Annotated in this window: 15 protein-coding genes; all 15 read left to right on the top strand. The window is 32.0% G+C overall.

The features are described from left to right. Positions 1–105 precede the first annotated feature (105 nt). The 15 genes from hrcA (at position 106) to ybeY (ending at position 15,283) form a co-directional block, all read left to right on the top strand. Positions 106–1,143: a heat-inducible transcriptional repressor HrcA gene (hrcA, locus tag B3J31_RS06275; RefSeq protein ID WP_346867878.1), complete on the top strand. Its 1,038-nt coding sequence runs from the start codon at positions 106–108 to the stop codon at positions 1,141–1,143. A 67-nt stretch (positions 1,144–1,210) separates the two neighbouring features. Next, on the top strand, positions 1,211–1,837 hold the full coding sequence (grpE, locus tag B3J31_RS06270; RefSeq protein WP_346867871.1) for a nucleotide exchange factor GrpE: 627 nt from the start codon (positions 1,211–1,213) through the stop codon (positions 1,835–1,837). 96 nt (positions 1,838–1,933) lie between these two features. Beyond that, a complete protein-coding gene (dnaK, locus tag B3J31_RS06265; RefSeq protein WP_346867872.1) occupies positions 1,934–3,793 on the top strand; it encodes a molecular chaperone DnaK in 1,860 nt (619 codons plus the stop codon). A 166-nt stretch (positions 3,794–3,959) separates the two neighbouring features. After that, positions 3,960–5,084: a molecular chaperone DnaJ gene (dnaJ, locus tag B3J31_RS06260; protein ID WP_346867873.1), complete on the top strand. Its 1,125-nt coding sequence runs from the start codon at positions 3,960–3,962 to the stop codon at positions 5,082–5,084. 414 nt (positions 5,085–5,498) lie between these two features. Then, a complete protein-coding gene (locus B3J31_RS06255; RefSeq protein WP_150844387.1) occupies positions 5,499–6,368 on the top strand; it encodes a YitT family protein in 870 nt (289 codons plus the stop codon). A 268-nt stretch (positions 6,369–6,636) separates the two neighbouring features. After that, the gene (gene prmA, locus B3J31_RS06250) at positions 6,637–7,572 is read left to right on the top strand and encodes a 50S ribosomal protein L11 methyltransferase (protein WP_346867874.1); all 936 of its coding nucleotides are present in this window, start codon (positions 6,637–6,639) and stop codon (positions 7,570–7,572) included. Positions 7,573–7,598: 26 nt separating this feature from the next. Further along, positions 7,599–8,351 carry a 16S rRNA (uracil(1498)-N(3))-methyltransferase gene (locus B3J31_RS06245; RefSeq protein ID WP_150844389.1) on the top strand — a complete coding sequence of 251 codons (753 nt, stop codon included), beginning with the start codon at positions 7,599–7,601 and terminating at the stop codon, positions 8,349–8,351. 1 nt (position 8,352) lies between these two features. Then, a complete protein-coding gene (gene mtaB, locus B3J31_RS06240) occupies positions 8,353–9,654 on the top strand; it encodes a tRNA (N(6)-L-threonylcarbamoyladenosine(37)-C(2))-methylthiotransferase MtaB (protein WP_346867875.1) in 1,302 nt (433 codons plus the stop codon). A gap of 121 nt (positions 9,655–9,775) precedes the next feature. After that, a complete protein-coding gene (locus tag B3J31_RS06235; RefSeq protein ID WP_035128885.1) occupies positions 9,776–10,120 on the top strand; it encodes a histidine triad nucleotide-binding protein in 345 nt (114 codons plus the stop codon). Between the two features lie 160 nt (positions 10,121–10,280). After that, complete coding sequence (gene rpsU, locus B3J31_RS06230; RefSeq protein ID WP_035128888.1) at positions 10,281–10,457, top strand: 30S ribosomal protein S21; 177 nt, start codon at positions 10,281–10,283, stop codon at positions 10,455–10,457. Positions 10,458–10,478: 21 nt separating this feature from the next. Beyond that, the gene (locus B3J31_RS06225) at positions 10,479–10,928 is read left to right on the top strand and encodes a GatB/YqeY domain-containing protein (RefSeq protein ID WP_150844390.1); all 450 of its coding nucleotides are present in this window, start codon (positions 10,479–10,481) and stop codon (positions 10,926–10,928) included. A gap of 112 nt (positions 10,929–11,040) precedes the next feature. Then, positions 11,041–11,331 carry a sporulation protein YqfC gene (yqfC, locus tag B3J31_RS06220; RefSeq protein ID WP_150844391.1) on the top strand — a complete coding sequence of 97 codons (291 nt, stop codon included), beginning with the start codon at positions 11,041–11,043 and terminating at the stop codon, positions 11,329–11,331. Continuing rightward, positions 11,318–12,499 (top strand): sporulation protein YqfD, encoded by a 1,182-nt coding sequence (gene yqfD / locus B3J31_RS06215; protein WP_346873792.1) that lies wholly within the window; start codon positions 11,318–11,320, stop codon positions 12,497–12,499. Before yqfC ends, yqfD begins: the two co-directional genes overlap by 14 nt. 14 nt (positions 12,500–12,513) lie before the next feature. Further along, positions 12,514–14,763: an HDIG domain-containing metalloprotein gene (locus B3J31_RS06210; protein ID WP_346867932.1), complete on the top strand. Its 2,250-nt coding sequence runs from the start codon at positions 12,514–12,516 to the stop codon at positions 14,761–14,763. Between the two features lie 19 nt (positions 14,764–14,782). Further along, on the top strand, positions 14,783–15,283 hold the full coding sequence (gene ybeY, locus B3J31_RS06205) for an rRNA maturation RNase YbeY (protein ID WP_346867931.1): 501 nt from the start codon (positions 14,783–14,785) through the stop codon (positions 15,281–15,283). Positions 15,284–15,288 lie beyond the last annotated feature (5 nt).

The raw sequence follows: 15,288 nt of genomic DNA, 5'->3' as shown, positions 1-15,288 counted from the left end.
AATTTATGAATCATATTGACATTGAATTTTATAAATGATATATATTAAATATAGTCATTAGCACTCGTAAGTAGTGAGTGCTAACAAAGAGGTGATAACATGGATATGGATGAAAGAAAGATTAAAATCTTACAGGCTATAATAAATGATTATATAACCTACGGAGAACCTGTAGGTTCAAGAACCATATCTAAAAAATACGATTTAGGAATAAGTTCAGCTACTATTAGAAATGAAATGGCTGATCTTGAAGAAATGGGATTTTTAGAACAACTCCATTCATCCTCTGGAAGACGACCTTCTGATAAGGGTTATAGACTTTATGTAGATAGACTTATGACCCCTAGCAGACTTACAGAAGAAGAGCATGAAACTATAAGACATGACCTAATAAAGGACACATCTATAAGTGAAATAGATAGTATAATTAAGGGTGCTATAGATGTACTTTCTAATATTACTAGACTAACTTCTGTAGTAAAAGTTGCTCCTGTTAAAAAGTCAAGTATTAAGTATATAAAGTTATTAGCAATAGAAAAGCACATAATTTTATCTACAATAATAACAGACAATGGTAATATAAAAAATAATACTATTAGAGTAACAAATCCAGTAGATGACAATAAGCTAGTAAAAGTGAATAATGCTCTTAATAGACTACTTGTAGGGATTAGCATAGAACAAATTACTCTAGATTTCCTTGTTAATTTAAAAAATGAATTAGTTGGTTACGAAGAGATATTTGACTGTATAATTCCTGTTCTTCATGAAACACTAGTGTTGGGAGATTATGGTGAAATTTATACTAAGGGTGCTACAAATATATTTAACTATCCTGAATATAATAACATCGATAAGGCAAAGGCATTTTTAGGGTTAGTAAATAATGAAGATAACCTAAATGAAATTCTTAGCAAAGGAAACAAGGAATCTTTATTTATTAGTATAGGAGAAGAAAACTTTGTGGAGTGCGCTAAGGAGTGCAGTATAATCACTGCTAGCTATAGTTGCAATGGCCGTATTATGGGTACCATAGGCGTTATAGGACCTACAAGAATCCATTATGATAAAGTTATAGCTGTTCTTGATACTGTGGTTAATGAGATAAACGACAAGATCTCTAGCATATATGATCCAGATTAACTATGGGTTTATATATATTCAAAATTCAAAGTAAATGAGATAAGCATTTAGATTGGAGGAAAGAGCATTGGAAAATAATATGGAAGAAAACCAAGAGCTAGATAAAAAAGATATGGAAGATAATGCGGATGAAATTTTAGAAAATGACCCTTCTGAAAAAGATCAAAATGAAGAGGAAGGCACTTCCGGTGAAGAAACCTCAGAGGTTAAAGAGGAAGATGATAAGGAAGATGAGATGAAAAAATTCAGAAATCGCAAAGAAGAAATTAAAGAGCTTAAAGAAGAAAATGATTCTTTGAAAGATAAATTATTAAGAACTGTAGCTGAATATGATAACTTTAGAAAAAGAACTTCTAAGGAAAAGGAAAATATATATACAGAGGCTTGTGCTGATGTATTAAAGGAAATACTACCTGTACTAGATAATTTAGAAAGAGCTGTTGCAGTAGATGGTAGTGCAGAAGATCTTAAAAAAGGCATTGAATTAACTATAAATCAGTTTGCATCTTCCTTTGAAAAGCTAGGCGTTGAAGAAATCTCATCTGATGGGGAATTTGACCCTAACTTCCATGATGCAGTAATGCATATAGAAGATGAAAACTTAGGAAAAAATCAAGTAGCTGAAGTATTCCTAAAGGGATATAAAAAAGGCGATAAAGTATTAAGACATAGTATGGTTAAAGTAGCAAATTAATCTATGATTTATAAAGATTTTAATCTTTAATTAAAAATAAATGTATATAGTAAATTAAAAGAAAATAAATGTATTAATTTATAGGAGGAAATTACAATGGCAAAAATTATAGGAATTGATTTAGGAACAACAAACTCTTGTGTATCAGTTATGGAAGGTGGAGATCCAGTTATAATACCAAACGCAGAAGGTGCTAGAACTACTCCATCAGTAGTATCTTTCTTACAAGATGGTGAAAGACTTGTTGGTCAAGTAGCAAAAAGACAATCAATAACAAACCCAGATAAAACTATAATCTCAATTAAAAGAGAAATGGGAACAAATCACAAAGTAAATATAGATGGAAAAGAATATACTCCACAAGAAATATCTGCAATGGTACTTCAAAAATTAAAAGCAGATGCTGAAGCATACCTTGGAGAAACAGTTACAGAAGCTGTTATCACAGTTCCAGCATACTTCAATGATAGCCAAAGACAAGCAACTAAAGACGCAGGAAGAATAGCAGGTCTTGATGTTAAGAGAATTATAAACGAGCCAACAGCTGCATCTCTTGCTTATGGTCTTGACAAAATGGATACAAATCAAAAAATATTTGTATATGACCTTGGTGGTGGTACTTTCGACGTATCTATCTTAGAACTTGGAGATGGAGTTTTCGAAGTTAAATCTACAAATGGAGATACTCGTCTTGGTGGAGATGACTTTGACCAAAAGGTTATGGATTATATAGCTGAAGATTTTAAAGCTTCTAATGGAATTGATTTAAGAAATGATAAAATGGCACTTCAAAGATTAAAAGAAGCTGCTGAAAAAGCTAAAATAGAATTATCATCTTCTACTCAAACAAACATCAATCTTCCATTTATCACAGCTGATGCTACAGGTCCAAAACATATAGATATGAACCTAACAAGAGCTAAATTCAATGAATTAACTCATGATTTAGTACAAAGAACTATTGAGCCAATGAGAAAAGCTCTTCAAGATGCTGATCTTTCAATAGGAGAAATTGACAAGGTTGTATTAGTTGGTGGATCTACAAGAATCCCAGCTGTTGTAGAAGCAGTTAAAAACTTTACAGGAAAAGAACCATCAAAAGGAGTTAACCCAGATGAGTGTGTTGCAGCAGGTGCAGCTATTCAAGGTGGAGTTTTAACAGGAGATGTTAAAGATGTATTACTTCTTGACGTTTCACCATTAACATTAGGAATTGAAACTTTAGGAGGAGTTGCTACTCCATTAATCGAAAGAAATACAACAATTCCAACTAAGAAGAGCCAAGTATTCTCAACTGCAGCAGACGGTCAAACATCTGTTGAGATTCACGTAGTTCAAGGTGAAAGACAAATGGCAGCTGACAACAAAACTTTAGGAAGATTCACTCTTTCTGGAATTGCAGCAGCTCCAAGAGGAATTCCTCAAATCGAAGTAACTTTTGATATAGATGCTAACGGTATAGTTAAAGTTTCTGCTAAAGACAAAGGAACTGGAAAAGAAGCTAATATAACTATCACAGCTTCAACTAACTTAAGTGATGATGAAATCCAAAATGCAGTAAATGAAGCAGAAAGATTTGCAGAAGAAGATAAGAAGAGAAAAGAATCTATAGAAGTTAAAAATACTGCAGATCAAATGGTTTACCAAACAGAAAAAACTTTAACTGACTTAGGAGATAAAGTTTCTGCTGATGATAAAGCTAAGGTAGAACAAAGAATCCAAGTATTAAAATCAGTTAAAGACGGAGAAGATATAGAAGCTATTAAAAAAGCTACAGAAGAGTTAACACAAGAATTCTACGCTGTATCTTCAAAGGTATACCAAGCTGAAGGCGGACAGCCAGGAGCAGAAGGTTTTGATCCAAACAACATGGGTGGAGCAGCAGGAGCAGGAGCTCAAGATGCACCACATGATGACAATGTTGTAGATGCAGATTTTAAAGTAGATGGAGAATAATATTCATTAAATTAATTAAGGGATGATGAAACACTCATCCCTTAAAACTGATTTTAATGTTAAATTTTAATGTGAAAATTTAATGTTCCCATTAATACATGGTTGCAATTATACATAATATATCTTAATATATTATTCGAAGTAAAATAGGTGGTGAATTTTAAATATGGCTAATAAAGATTATTATGAAGTACTTGGCATAGATAAAAGTGCTAGTGATGATGAGATAAAAAAAGCTTTTAAAAAGGCTGCTTTAAAGTATCATCCAGATAGAAATCAAGGAAATGCTGAAGCAGAAGAAAAGTTTAAAGAAATAAATGAAGCATATCAAGTTTTATCAGATCCAGAGAAGAAACAGAGATATGATCAATTTGGTACTGCAGACTTTAACGGAGCTCAAGGTTTTGATGGATTTGATTTTGGTGGAGGCTTTGGAGGCTTTGGAGATATTTTTAGCGATATCTTTGGTGGAGGATTTTCCTCTTCATCTAATAAAAATGCTCCAAGAAAGGGTGCAGATTTAGAATTTAATTTAAATTTAACCTTTGAAGAGGCTGTATTTGGCTGCGAGAAGGAAATTAAAGTTACAAGAAGAGAAAAATGTGAAACTTGTGGAGGCACAGGAGCTAAAAAAGGTACTACTCCTAAAACTTGCTCTAAGTGTAGCGGTAGAGGTAAGATAAATGTTCAAAGAAGAACTCCATTAGGAGTAATTTCTACAACTACAACTTGTGATGCTTGTGGAGGTAAAGGTACTATAATAGAGGAACCATGCTCAACTTGTAGAGGAACTGGTAAAGAAAGAAAAACTAGAAATTTAACAGTAAATGTTCCAGCAGGTGTTGATACAGGCAATGTAATGCCGCTAAGAGGACAAGGTGAAGCAGGGGAAAATGGAGGTCCAGCAGGAGATCTTTATATAAATATAAGAGTTACATCTCATAATATATTTAAACGTAAAGGCTTTGATATCCATATGGAAACTCATATATCCTTTGCAAAGGCTGCTCTTGGTACAGACATAAAGGTTCCAACAGTGGATGGAGATGTTACTTATAAGGTTCCAGCAGGAACTCAACCTGGAACTGTATTTAGATTAAAAGCTAAAGGGGTTCCTAGAGTTAACTCTGCAGGTAGAGGAGATCACTATGTTAAGGTAATAGTAGATGTACCAAAATCCCTTAATGAGAAACAAACAGAAGCTCTAAGAATGTTTATGGAAGCTAGTGGAGAAGCTCCAGAAACTACTGTAGAAAAGAAAAAACACAAAAAAGGAATATTTGGAAAGTAATAAAGAGAATTAATATAATCTACAAATATTTTAAACATAGCTAAAGTCTTGTAATAGTTAATATAGGACTTTAGCTATTTTTAGTGCTTATATATTCTATCACTGTAATTTTCAACAGAGCCAATTTATATTAAAATCTTAAATTTCAGTATATTAATGGTAAAATTAATCATTAGCAAAATGGAAATAACAATATGAATATTTTTAAAATTTAATAATTGACTTTTTTAGACAAAATATTTATAATATTACTGTAGAATTTAATGATATTTTAGGGTTTATTGTGCTTTTATTACTAGTGGTGTAGAAGTTAAGTTTTTTTAGTACATGTAAACCTTTTAGTCATGTCTGAATTATGTTAATTTCTACAAAATCATAAGATATAACTTTAATAAAAAGGTTGGAGGCAATAACATGAAAATTGAAAAACAAAAGATCTATGACATTACCATTGATACCTTCTATGACATCATTGGTAGTATACTTTATGCTGCTGGTATTTATACCTTTGCATTATCAGCTAACTTTGCTCCAGGTGGAATTTCAGGTTTATCAATAATTATAAACTTTTTTACTAAAATACCAATAGGTGTATGTAGTTTATTACTTAACATACCAATAATAATAATTAGTTATAAAGTCCTTGGAAAATGGTTTTTAGTTAAATCTCTAAAAACTATGGTAATTTCAGCCTTCTTTATGGATGTAGTGTTTCCACTTATCCCAATTTATTCAGGAAATCCTATACTGGCAGCTGTGTTTGCAGGAGTATTATCTGGAGCTGGACTAGCACTCATATATATGAGGAATTCTTCTACTGGAGGAACAGACTTTTTAATTCTTTCTGTAAGAAAAAAAGCACCTCACCTATCTATTGGACAGATTACAATTGCTATTGATGGTTGTGTTATCCTTCTAGGTGGATTAGTATTTGGAACTATTGATGCTGTATTATTAGGAATTATTATGACTATATCAAGTTCTACAATAATAGATAAGATCATGTCTGGTTTTGAAGCAGGAAAAATGGCAATGGTAATAACTAATCATGGAAAGGAAATTGCAGATGTCATTGGAAAGGAAATTGGACGAGGAGTAACTATAATGAATGTTACCGGTGCTTTTTCAGGAGAGAGTCGTCAAATGTTAATGTGTGCTTGCAGTAAATCTCAGGTGTATAATTTGCGTAGAATTGTAAGTACCATAGACCCAACAGCTATGACTATGATTTCTTCCTTTGATGAAGCCTTTGGTCTCGGATTTAAAGATAACCTAATTGACTAAGATTCTATAGAACAATAAATATTAGGGGCCCATGAAAATTACAGAGTCAAATAAAACTCTTTCTTGCAATAGAAAAGATTCACTATTGCCAAGGAAGAGTTATTTTGTTATTTTGTAATATGTGATATATAATTACACAATAAAGATTATTTAGTGTATAATACCATAGACATCTTTTAAATTAATGGCAATAATATTAATTAAAGCTTATTAACTATTGTTCATATAACTTAAGTATAATTTATATATAGATATGGAGGAAGTAGAAATGGATCAGGATTGGTTTGAAGTAACGGTACTTACCAGCAGTGAGGCTACAGAAGCTGTGGCTGGTTTTCTTTATAACTGTGATGTAGAAGGAGTTTCCATAGAAGATGTGGCAGATGTGGAATTTAAGAAGAAAAACCTGGGCTTTGCAGATTTTATAAATGAATCAGTTTTAACTATTGAAGAAGGTGCTATGGTTAAAGGGTACTTTAAAGATAGTGAAAACTTTATGAATACACTAAACTACATAAAGGAGAGTGTAGATAAATTAGGTGAATTTGGCTTTGATAAAGGTGAAGGCATAGTAACTTATCATAAGGTAAATGAAGATGATTGGGCAAATAACTGGAAGCAGTACTATAAACCAACTAAGGTTGGGGAGCACATTGTAGTAAAACCTACCTGGGAAGATTATGAAGAAAAGCCTGGAGAGGTTGTAGTGGAGCTAGACCCAGGAATGGCCTTTGGAACAGGAACCCACGAAACTACAAGAATGTGCATAAAAGCACTAGAGAAGAAAGTTGAGAAAGATACCACTGTATTTGACATAGGTACTGGTTCAGGAATATTATCTATAGCTGCAGCTAAATTAGGAGCAAAACAGGTAGTAGGAGTAGATTTAGACCCAGTAGCTGTAGAATCTGCAAAGAAAAATCTGGAGTTTAACAAGGTAAATAACATCCAAATTCTTTACGGAGATTTAATGGAAGTAGTAGAAGGTAAAGCTAATATAGTAGTAGCTAATATCTTAGCTGATATAATCATGTTTTTAAGTGAAGGTGTAAGAGCCTTTATAGAAGATGAGGGATACTTCATAGCTTCTGGTATCTTAAACACTCAAAGAGATAAAGTAACTGACAAGTTAAAGGCCCTAGACTTTAAAATTGAAGAAGTCATGGAAGATGGAGAATGGATTTGTATTATTGCTAAAAAGTAAAACTTAGTGATGGGAGTATATTTAAAATGCATAAATTTTTTGTGGAAGATAATAGCATAAATGAATCTCTTTGCATCATTGAAGGCGATGATGTTAAGCATATATATAAGGTGCTTAGGCTTAAAGAAGGGGATAAAGTAAATATCAATAACTGCAAGGGTGTTGAATATATAGGAGAAATTTTAGAGGTAAATAAAAAGGAAGTAAGAGTAAACCTAATTGAAAAGGTTCCTTTAAATAATGAAAGTCCTTTAAGAGTTCAGCTTTTTCAAGGATTACCAAAGGCAGCTAAAATGGATTTAATAGCTCAAAAGTGTACTGAGCTAGGAGTTAGTGAAATCACCCCTATAATTACAGAGAGAGTTGTAGTTAAGGGCAATGAGTCCTCAGAATTTAAAAAGGTAGATAGATGGAACAGAATAGCCTTAGAAGCTTGTAAACAAAGCAAAAGAAGTATAATTCCAACTATAAACCAACCTATAGAATTTAATAAACTAAAGGAAGAGATAAAGAACTTTGATTTAGTTATAGTACCCTATGAAAATCAAGAAAATCAAGGAATAAAATATGTAAAAAACCAAGTATCAGATAAAAATATAGAAACAGCAGCCATTATCATAGGACCTGAGGGTGGCTTTGAAGAGGATGAAATTCAGGCATTAAAGGATGCTGGAGCATTTATAGTAACCTTAGGGCCTAGAATACTAAGAACGGAGACTGCTGGCTTTGTAGCTCTTAGCTTAATTATGTATGAGCTTGGTGACTTAGGAGGAAATTAAAATGAAAGTAGCACTATATACACTAGGATGTAGGGTTAACTCTTATGAATCAGAAGCCATGGCAGAAAAATTCATAAAAGAGGGATATGAAGTTGTAAGTTTTGATGAATTTTCAGATGTTTATGTTATAAATACCTGTACAGTAACTAACATGGGAGATAAAAAGTCAAGACAGATGATAGGAAGAGCAAGACGTCATAATCCAGAGGCTATAATAGCAGTAGTTGGATGCTATTCACAAATAGCTTCCGATGAAATAGCACAAATTGAAGGTGTAGATGTAGTCTTGGGAAGTAGAAATAAGGGAGACATTGTTTACTGGGTTAATAGAGCAAGAGAAGAAAGTAAGCAAGTAGTAGAAGTTAAAGATGTACTTAAAAACAATGAATTTGAACAGCTAGCTATAAGTGAATATCAGGATAAAACTAGAGCCTTTTTAAAGATACAGGATGGATGTAATAGATTTTGTTCATACTGCCTAATTCCCTTTGCTAGAGGGGGAGTTTGTAGTAAAGAGCCTGAGAAAATATTAAAGGAAGTAAAAGAACTAAGCAAAAATGGTTTTAAAGAAATAATTTTATCTGGAGTTCATACTGCTTCCTATGGAGTGGATTTAGAAGGTAACTGGGATTTAGTTAAAATCCTAGAAGAGATAAATAAAATAGAAGGAATAGAAAGAATTAGAATAGGTTCTATAGATCCAACCTTCTTCACTGAAGGGGTAATAGAAAGAATCTGTAACCTAGAAAAGATGTGTCCACATTTCCACCTATCCCTTCAAAGTGGCTGTGATGCAACTATTAGAAGAATGAATAGAAAGTATACAGCACAGGAATATAAGGATGTAGTAGAAAACCTTAGAAGGTATATGAAGGACGTGTCTATAACTACAGATATAATTGTAGGTTTCCCAGGGGAGTCTAATGTTGAATTTGAAGCTACCTATGAGTTTTTAAAAGGGATAAAACTAAGCAAAATGCATATCTTTAAGTATAGTAAAAGAACAGGAACTAAGGCAGCGGAAATGCCTTTCCAAGTAGATGGTCTTATAAAGGAAGAAAGAAGTAAAAAGTTAATAGAACTAAATAATGCTTTAGAAGTAGAATTCATGGAGAAATTCCTAGGAAGAGAAATGAGAGTACTTTATGAGGAAGCTATAAGTGGAAAAGAAAACACTTATGTAGGCTATACAGAGAACTATATAAAAGTAATAACAGAAAGTGATGAAAACCTAGAGGGCAAAATAGTGCCTACAAAACTGGTAGCTGTAAAACAGGAAAACATGGAAGGAATCATAGAATAATACAAAATATAGATACACTAACATGGAGTTTTAGAGTATAATATAAGATATGAGATATCATATTATACATTATAGGAAACTATAAATGTAGGTTTTTACTACTGAGAATGGAGGTGAAAAAATGTCAGATTGTTTATTTTGTAAAATTGCAAAGGGTGAAATTCCTTCAAATAAGGTCTATGAAGATGATAAGATATTAGCATTTCATGACATAAGTCCTGAAGCACCTGTGCATATTCTTATAATACCAAAGGAGCACATAAGCTGCGTTAATGATATAAATCATGAGAATAGTAGCATTATAGCTCATATTTTCGCCACCATACCAGAACTAGTAAAAAAATTAGGGATAGATAAAAGTGGATATAGAGTTGTAACTAACACCTTAGACCATGGAGGTCAGACTGTTCCACATTTACATTTTCATTTGTTAGGTGGAAGAAATTTAAAATGGCCACCAGGCTAAAAATAAGAACTAAAAATAAGGGCTAAAAATATGTAAATAAAACTAATGAAAATCTTGACATAAGTTAATGTGAATTGTATAATTGAAAATGTGCTATTTAGGCCTCGCATTGGCTACTTTTAATTAAAATTAAATTGAGCTAGCGGAGGGAGGGATATAAATGTCAGAGATAAAAGTTGGAGAAAATGAATCATTAGAGAATGCATTAAGAAGATTTAAAAAGAAATGTGCAAGATCAGGTGTGCTTTCAGAAGTTAGAAAGAGAGAACATTACGAAAAACCAAGCGTAAAGAGAAAGAAAAAATCAGAAGCTGCTAGAAAAAGAAAATTTAAGTAGAATTTGAAAGAAGGTTTATTAATGTCATCCATTAAGGAAACATTACAGGACGACTGGAAAAATGCTATTAAACAAAGAGATAAGTTTAAAGCAAATGTAATAAGCATGGCTAAAGCTGCTGTTTTAATGGTTGAAAAATCAGGGGCAGGAGAAATTGATGATAGTAAAGTCATCGAAATTTTAGCAAAGGAAGTTAAACAAAGAAGAGATTCTTTGGTTGAGTTTGATAAAGGAAATAGACAAGATTTGGTTGATCAAACAAAAGCTGAAATCGAAATCTTATTACAATACCTTCCTCAGCAGTTAACGGAAGATGAAATCCGAAAAATTGTTCTGGAGTCAGCCGAAAAACTTGGTACTAGTAGCATTAAAGATATGGGAAAACTTATGGCAGATGTTAGACCTAAGGTAAATGGTCGAGCAGATGGCAAAGTAGTTAGTCAAATAGTAAAAGAATATTTGAATAAATAAAGAACTCAGTTTACTGAGTTCTTTTTATTTTAAGTAATTTATCATGAAAAGAAATCATAAAATTTAAAAGAGAAACTTTGTAAGTAAAAATTATGATTTAGAGGTGATGAAATTGAGTGATAAATTAGTGAGGGTAAAGGAAAAGGTCGTTTATGGATTAGACTTACCAGTAGATGTAGCCCTTAGTTTACCTAAAATAATAGTGATAGCAAGAAAAGAGGTAACGGTAGAGAATCATAAAGGGATAATAAAATTTAGTGACAGTGAATTAGTTATAAATACAAGTATTGGACCTTTGAAAATTTTAGGTGAGGATTTTGAAATTATTTTTGTAGGAGGTACCACCATAACTTTAAGTGGATATTTTAGCTCTATGGTGTATGAAAACTATGAAGAAGATTAATAATTTTAATAAAAGTTATATAACTGTTCAAGTAGATTCCCTTGAAGGAGAAAAAATTCTCAATTATCTCTGGAATAAAAATGTAAGTGTGAAAAATATAAAAAGAAACAATGCCTTTTCTATTACACTAGAAATATCAGTATCAGATTATCTTCATTTAAAAGAAGCTGTTAAAAAAGTAAAGGGAAAAGTGAAGATTTTGAATCGTAAAGGGATAAACTTTTTTTATCTTAGATTAAGTACTAGGAAACTTTTAATTGCTGGTATTGCTGCATTTTTCCTTATTTTATACTATTTGAGTAGCTTTATTTGGAGTGTGGATATAAATACAGATAAATATCTAGCTCCCCTTGAAGTTAGAAATATACTGAAAAGCTATGGAATAATGGTTGGAAGTAAAAAGGGTTCAATAGATGTTCTAAAAGTTGAAGAAAAGTTAGTTGCTGATATAGATGAAATAATGTGGGTTAAAGTTAGAATTGAAGGGTCTATGCTCAGTGTAGATATAGTAGAGAGGCAAGAACCACCAAAGATAAAAGAAAAGGAGTACACAGGAGATTTAGTAGCTAAAAAAAGTGGAGTTATAAATAGAATATATACTAGCGCTGGAACTCCTGTGAAACAACTTGGCACAGTAGTTGATAAAGGTGAGTTAATTGTAAAAGGTCAAGAAGGAAAAGAAGGCATGGAGTTCTCTGTAAAGGCTGAAGGGAAAATATATGCTACTACTTTTTACGAAGAATTTACAAAGGTACCTATATCTATTACCTCAAAAAGAAGAACGGGAAATAAGCAGGTACGATATGGAGTAAATGTAAACAATAATAAAATTTATATTAAGAAATCATTAAATAACTATACAACTTATGATAAAATAGAAGAAAACTGGGGCATCTTTATAAAAGAGACTTATTATGAAACAGAAGAGGTGGAAGAAGCTACTGACACTGACACTGTAATAAAGGAACTACAAAACAAAATTACCTTAAATTTAGATAGAGGAGTTAAAATACTAGATATAACTCCAGAAGTTAAAAAGCAAGAGAAGGAATATGAAATTAGAGTATTAGTTACTGTAGAAGAAGACATAGCAGAAAGCCAAGTTGTAGCTACAGAAACAGAAACAGAAACAGAAAGAGAAAAGGAAGATGAATCCCCTGAGACTTAAAAAGAGGTGTAAATATGGGACATAAAAAAAGATTATCAAGGATAAGATTTCCAAGAGTAAAACCCTATATTACTTTTATAATTACAACTTTAATAGTTTATTTGATTTTAAGCACTGTAGTAGTAAGTAAAAAATATAACCTTCAAGTAGGTGAAATAGCTAAATTTGATATTAAAGCACCAAGAGATGTGGAAGATAAGGTAGCAACTCAAAAGAGTATTGAAGAAGAGCTAAAACATGTACAAGAAACCTATACCTATGATGCTAATATAAGAAAAGGTGCTTTAGATAATATAAATAAACTTTTTGAATTAGTTAAAAAGATAAATTCTGAAAATCCTCCTTATAATCCTTCCAGTGAAGATGATGATGAAAAAATTAAGTCAGAACAGGATAAAATCAATGGGATAAAGCTGAAAAAATTAAAAGAAGAAAGTGTTATAAAAAATCTTTCTACTGAAAACTATGGATTACTTTTATCCTTAAATGATACTGGATTAAATAGCCTAAATGAAGAGATAGTAGAATGTATGAATAATTTATATGATACTACCCCTATATACGAGAATAAACCTCAGGATATAGTTTCAGCACAAGGATATATAACCGCCTTCTTTAATAATACTAGCTATGCTAAAAATATTAAGGATTTAGCCATGGCCATAGGTTATTCACAAACTAAGGCTACCTATTTTGTAGATCATGAAAAGACAGAAGAAGCAAGACAAAACATAACTAAAAATGTAACACCTGTAATCTATAAAAAGGATCAAACTATAATAGCAGAAGGTCAACCTATTACTGAATCACAAATTGAGCTTCTAAATGACTTAGGACTTCTAGGTAATGATAAATCTACAGGGATTTATATGAACCTAGTTTTACTTCTAGTTGTGGCAGGCGTATTAGGATTACAGTGGAGATATATAAAAGAAAAGCGCAGAGACATATATGAAGATAATAGTAAGGTTATCCTGATAAACCTACTGACAGTGCTAACTGTAGTATTAGCTAGGATATCTATTCTCATATCTCCTTATGTTATACCCTTTGCTTGTATTTCAATTTTATTATCTGTACTAATTGATAGTAAAACCTCTGTAACCATAGGAATCCTAAACGTAATATTTTTATCTTTTATTGTTAAATTTTCAGTGGATTTAACGCTTATAGCTATGGTAAATGCAGTAATAGTTCCAATGGTATTAAAAAGGGTTCAGCAAAGAAATGACATATTGTATTCTTCCTTGCTAATTGGGGCTATAAATGTAGTATTCACTGGTGCCATGGGATATTTCCTAAGCACTAATGTGACTAGTATAATCAATAAGGCTATGCTTACAGGAGTATCTGCTATAGTTTCAGGAATATTAGCCATAGGAATACTACCAGTTTTAGAAAATATATTTGATGTATTAACTAATATTAAACTTCTGGAGCTGGCTAACCCTAATCATCCCTTAATGAGGAGATTACTTTTAGAAGCACCAGGCACTTATCACCACTGTGTGTTAGTTGCAAACTTAGCAGAGATGGCTGCAGAAAGTGTGGGAGCCAATCCGATATTTGCTAGGGTAGCCTCCTATTATCATGATGTTGGAAAGCTAGAAAGGCCATATTATTTTAAGGAAAATCAAATAGGTATAGCAAATCCTCATGATGATATGTCACCAGCTATGAGCTCTGCCATAATACTATCCCATGTGGAAGATGGGGTTAAATTAGCAGAAAAATATAACTTACCTGAAGGCATCACTGATGTTGTGAGAGAGCATCATGGAGATTCCCTTGCTAAGTATTTTTATATAACTATGAGAAATAAAAGTGACAATCCCGATGAGGTAAATGAGGCGGATTATAGATATGGTGGACCACCACCAAGAACAAAGGAATCTACCATTATAATGTTAGCAGATGGAGTTGAAGCCTCTGTAAGGTCCATTAATAAGCCTAGCAAAAAGAAGATAGAAGAAATGGTAAATAACATAATTAAGAGTAGAATTGATGAAAATCAGTTTGTCAACTCTGACCTAACCTTTAAAGACTTGGAGAAAATAAGAGAGAGTTTTCTAAAGGTTCTATCTGGAATTTACCATGAAAGAATTGAATATCCTAAAGACAAGATTAATTTAACAAATGAAAACAATGAAAAAAACCTTGAAGAAGATAAAGAAGTGGTATCAACAAAGGAAGAACAGCTTAAGTTAAAAGAGCCAGAAGCAGCTATACAAACTAAAGAGGTTGAAAAAGAAAAGCATATATAGGATAAATAGGAGATAGAATATGATTTATATGGACGATAGACAAAGTCTTATTTCCGTTGAAAAAGACTTAGAAAAAAACATTAAAGAAATAATAGATTATGCTTTAAAAGAGGAACAGGTGCTGATTCCCTATGAAGTAAGTTTAATTTTTGTAGATAATGAAGCCATAAGAGAAATAAATTCAGATACAAGAGGGATAGATAGGGCTACAGATGTACTATCTTTTCCCATGCTAGACTATACTGAGAAAAAAGTATTCAAGGAGTGTTATTTAGATCATGAATTTTCATTTATTGATTTAAATGAAGGAAATTTAGTCCTTGGAGATATTGTATTATCCTTAGAGAGAGCAAAGGAGCAGAGTGAAGAGTTTGGACACTCCTTTATAAGAGAAGTGTGCTATCTAGTAACTCACTCCATTCTTCACTTGCTTGGATATGATCACATGAAAGAGGATGATAAAGTAATAATGAGAGCTAGAGAAGAAGAAATTCTAAGTAAGTTTAACATTGAAAGATAATAGAT

Source organism: Clostridium sp. UBA5988 (genome assembly GCF_002435615.1).
Lineage (GTDB): Bacteria > Bacillota > Clostridia > Clostridiales > Clostridiaceae > Clostridium_J > Clostridium_J sulfidigenes.
The sequence above is the reverse complement of the archived record's forward strand: the minus strand, read 5'-3'. Positions and strand labels throughout refer to the sequence as shown.

Coding starts and splice junctions, on each gene's coding strand:
- mtaB (WP_346867875.1), top strand. CDS start 8,353: ATGAAAGTAGCACTATATACACTAGGATGTAGGGTTAACTCTTATGAA.
- rpsU (WP_035128888.1), top strand. CDS start 10,281: ATGTCAGAGATAAAAGTTGGAGAAAATGAATCATTAGAGAATGCATTA.
- ybeY (WP_346867931.1), top strand. CDS start 14,783: ATGATTTATATGGACGATAGACAAAGTCTTATTTCCGTTGAAAAAGAC.
- prmA (WP_346867874.1), top strand. CDS start 6,637: ATGGATCAGGATTGGTTTGAAGTAACGGTACTTACCAGCAGTGAGGCT.
- hrcA (WP_346867878.1), top strand. CDS start 106: ATGGATGAAAGAAAGATTAAAATCTTACAGGCTATAATAAATGATTAT.
- B3J31_RS06235 (WP_035128885.1), top strand. CDS start 9,776: ATGTCAGATTGTTTATTTTGTAAAATTGCAAAGGGTGAAATTCCTTCA.
- B3J31_RS06255 (WP_150844387.1), top strand. CDS start 5,499: ATGAAAATTGAAAAACAAAAGATCTATGACATTACCATTGATACCTTC.
- B3J31_RS06225 (WP_150844390.1), top strand. CDS start 10,479: ATGTCATCCATTAAGGAAACATTACAGGACGACTGGAAAAATGCTATT.
- dnaK (WP_346867872.1), top strand. CDS start 1,934: ATGGCAAAAATTATAGGAATTGATTTAGGAACAACAAACTCTTGTGTA.
- B3J31_RS06210 (WP_346867932.1), top strand. CDS start 12,514: ATGGGACATAAAAAAAGATTATCAAGGATAAGATTTCCAAGAGTAAAA.
- B3J31_RS06245 (WP_150844389.1), top strand. CDS start 7,599: ATGCATAAATTTTTTGTGGAAGATAATAGCATAAATGAATCTCTTTGC.
- dnaJ (WP_346867873.1), top strand. CDS start 3,960: ATGGCTAATAAAGATTATTATGAAGTACTTGGCATAGATAAAAGTGCT.
- yqfD (WP_346873792.1), top strand. CDS start 11,318: ATGAAGAAGATTAATAATTTTAATAAAAGTTATATAACTGTTCAAGTA.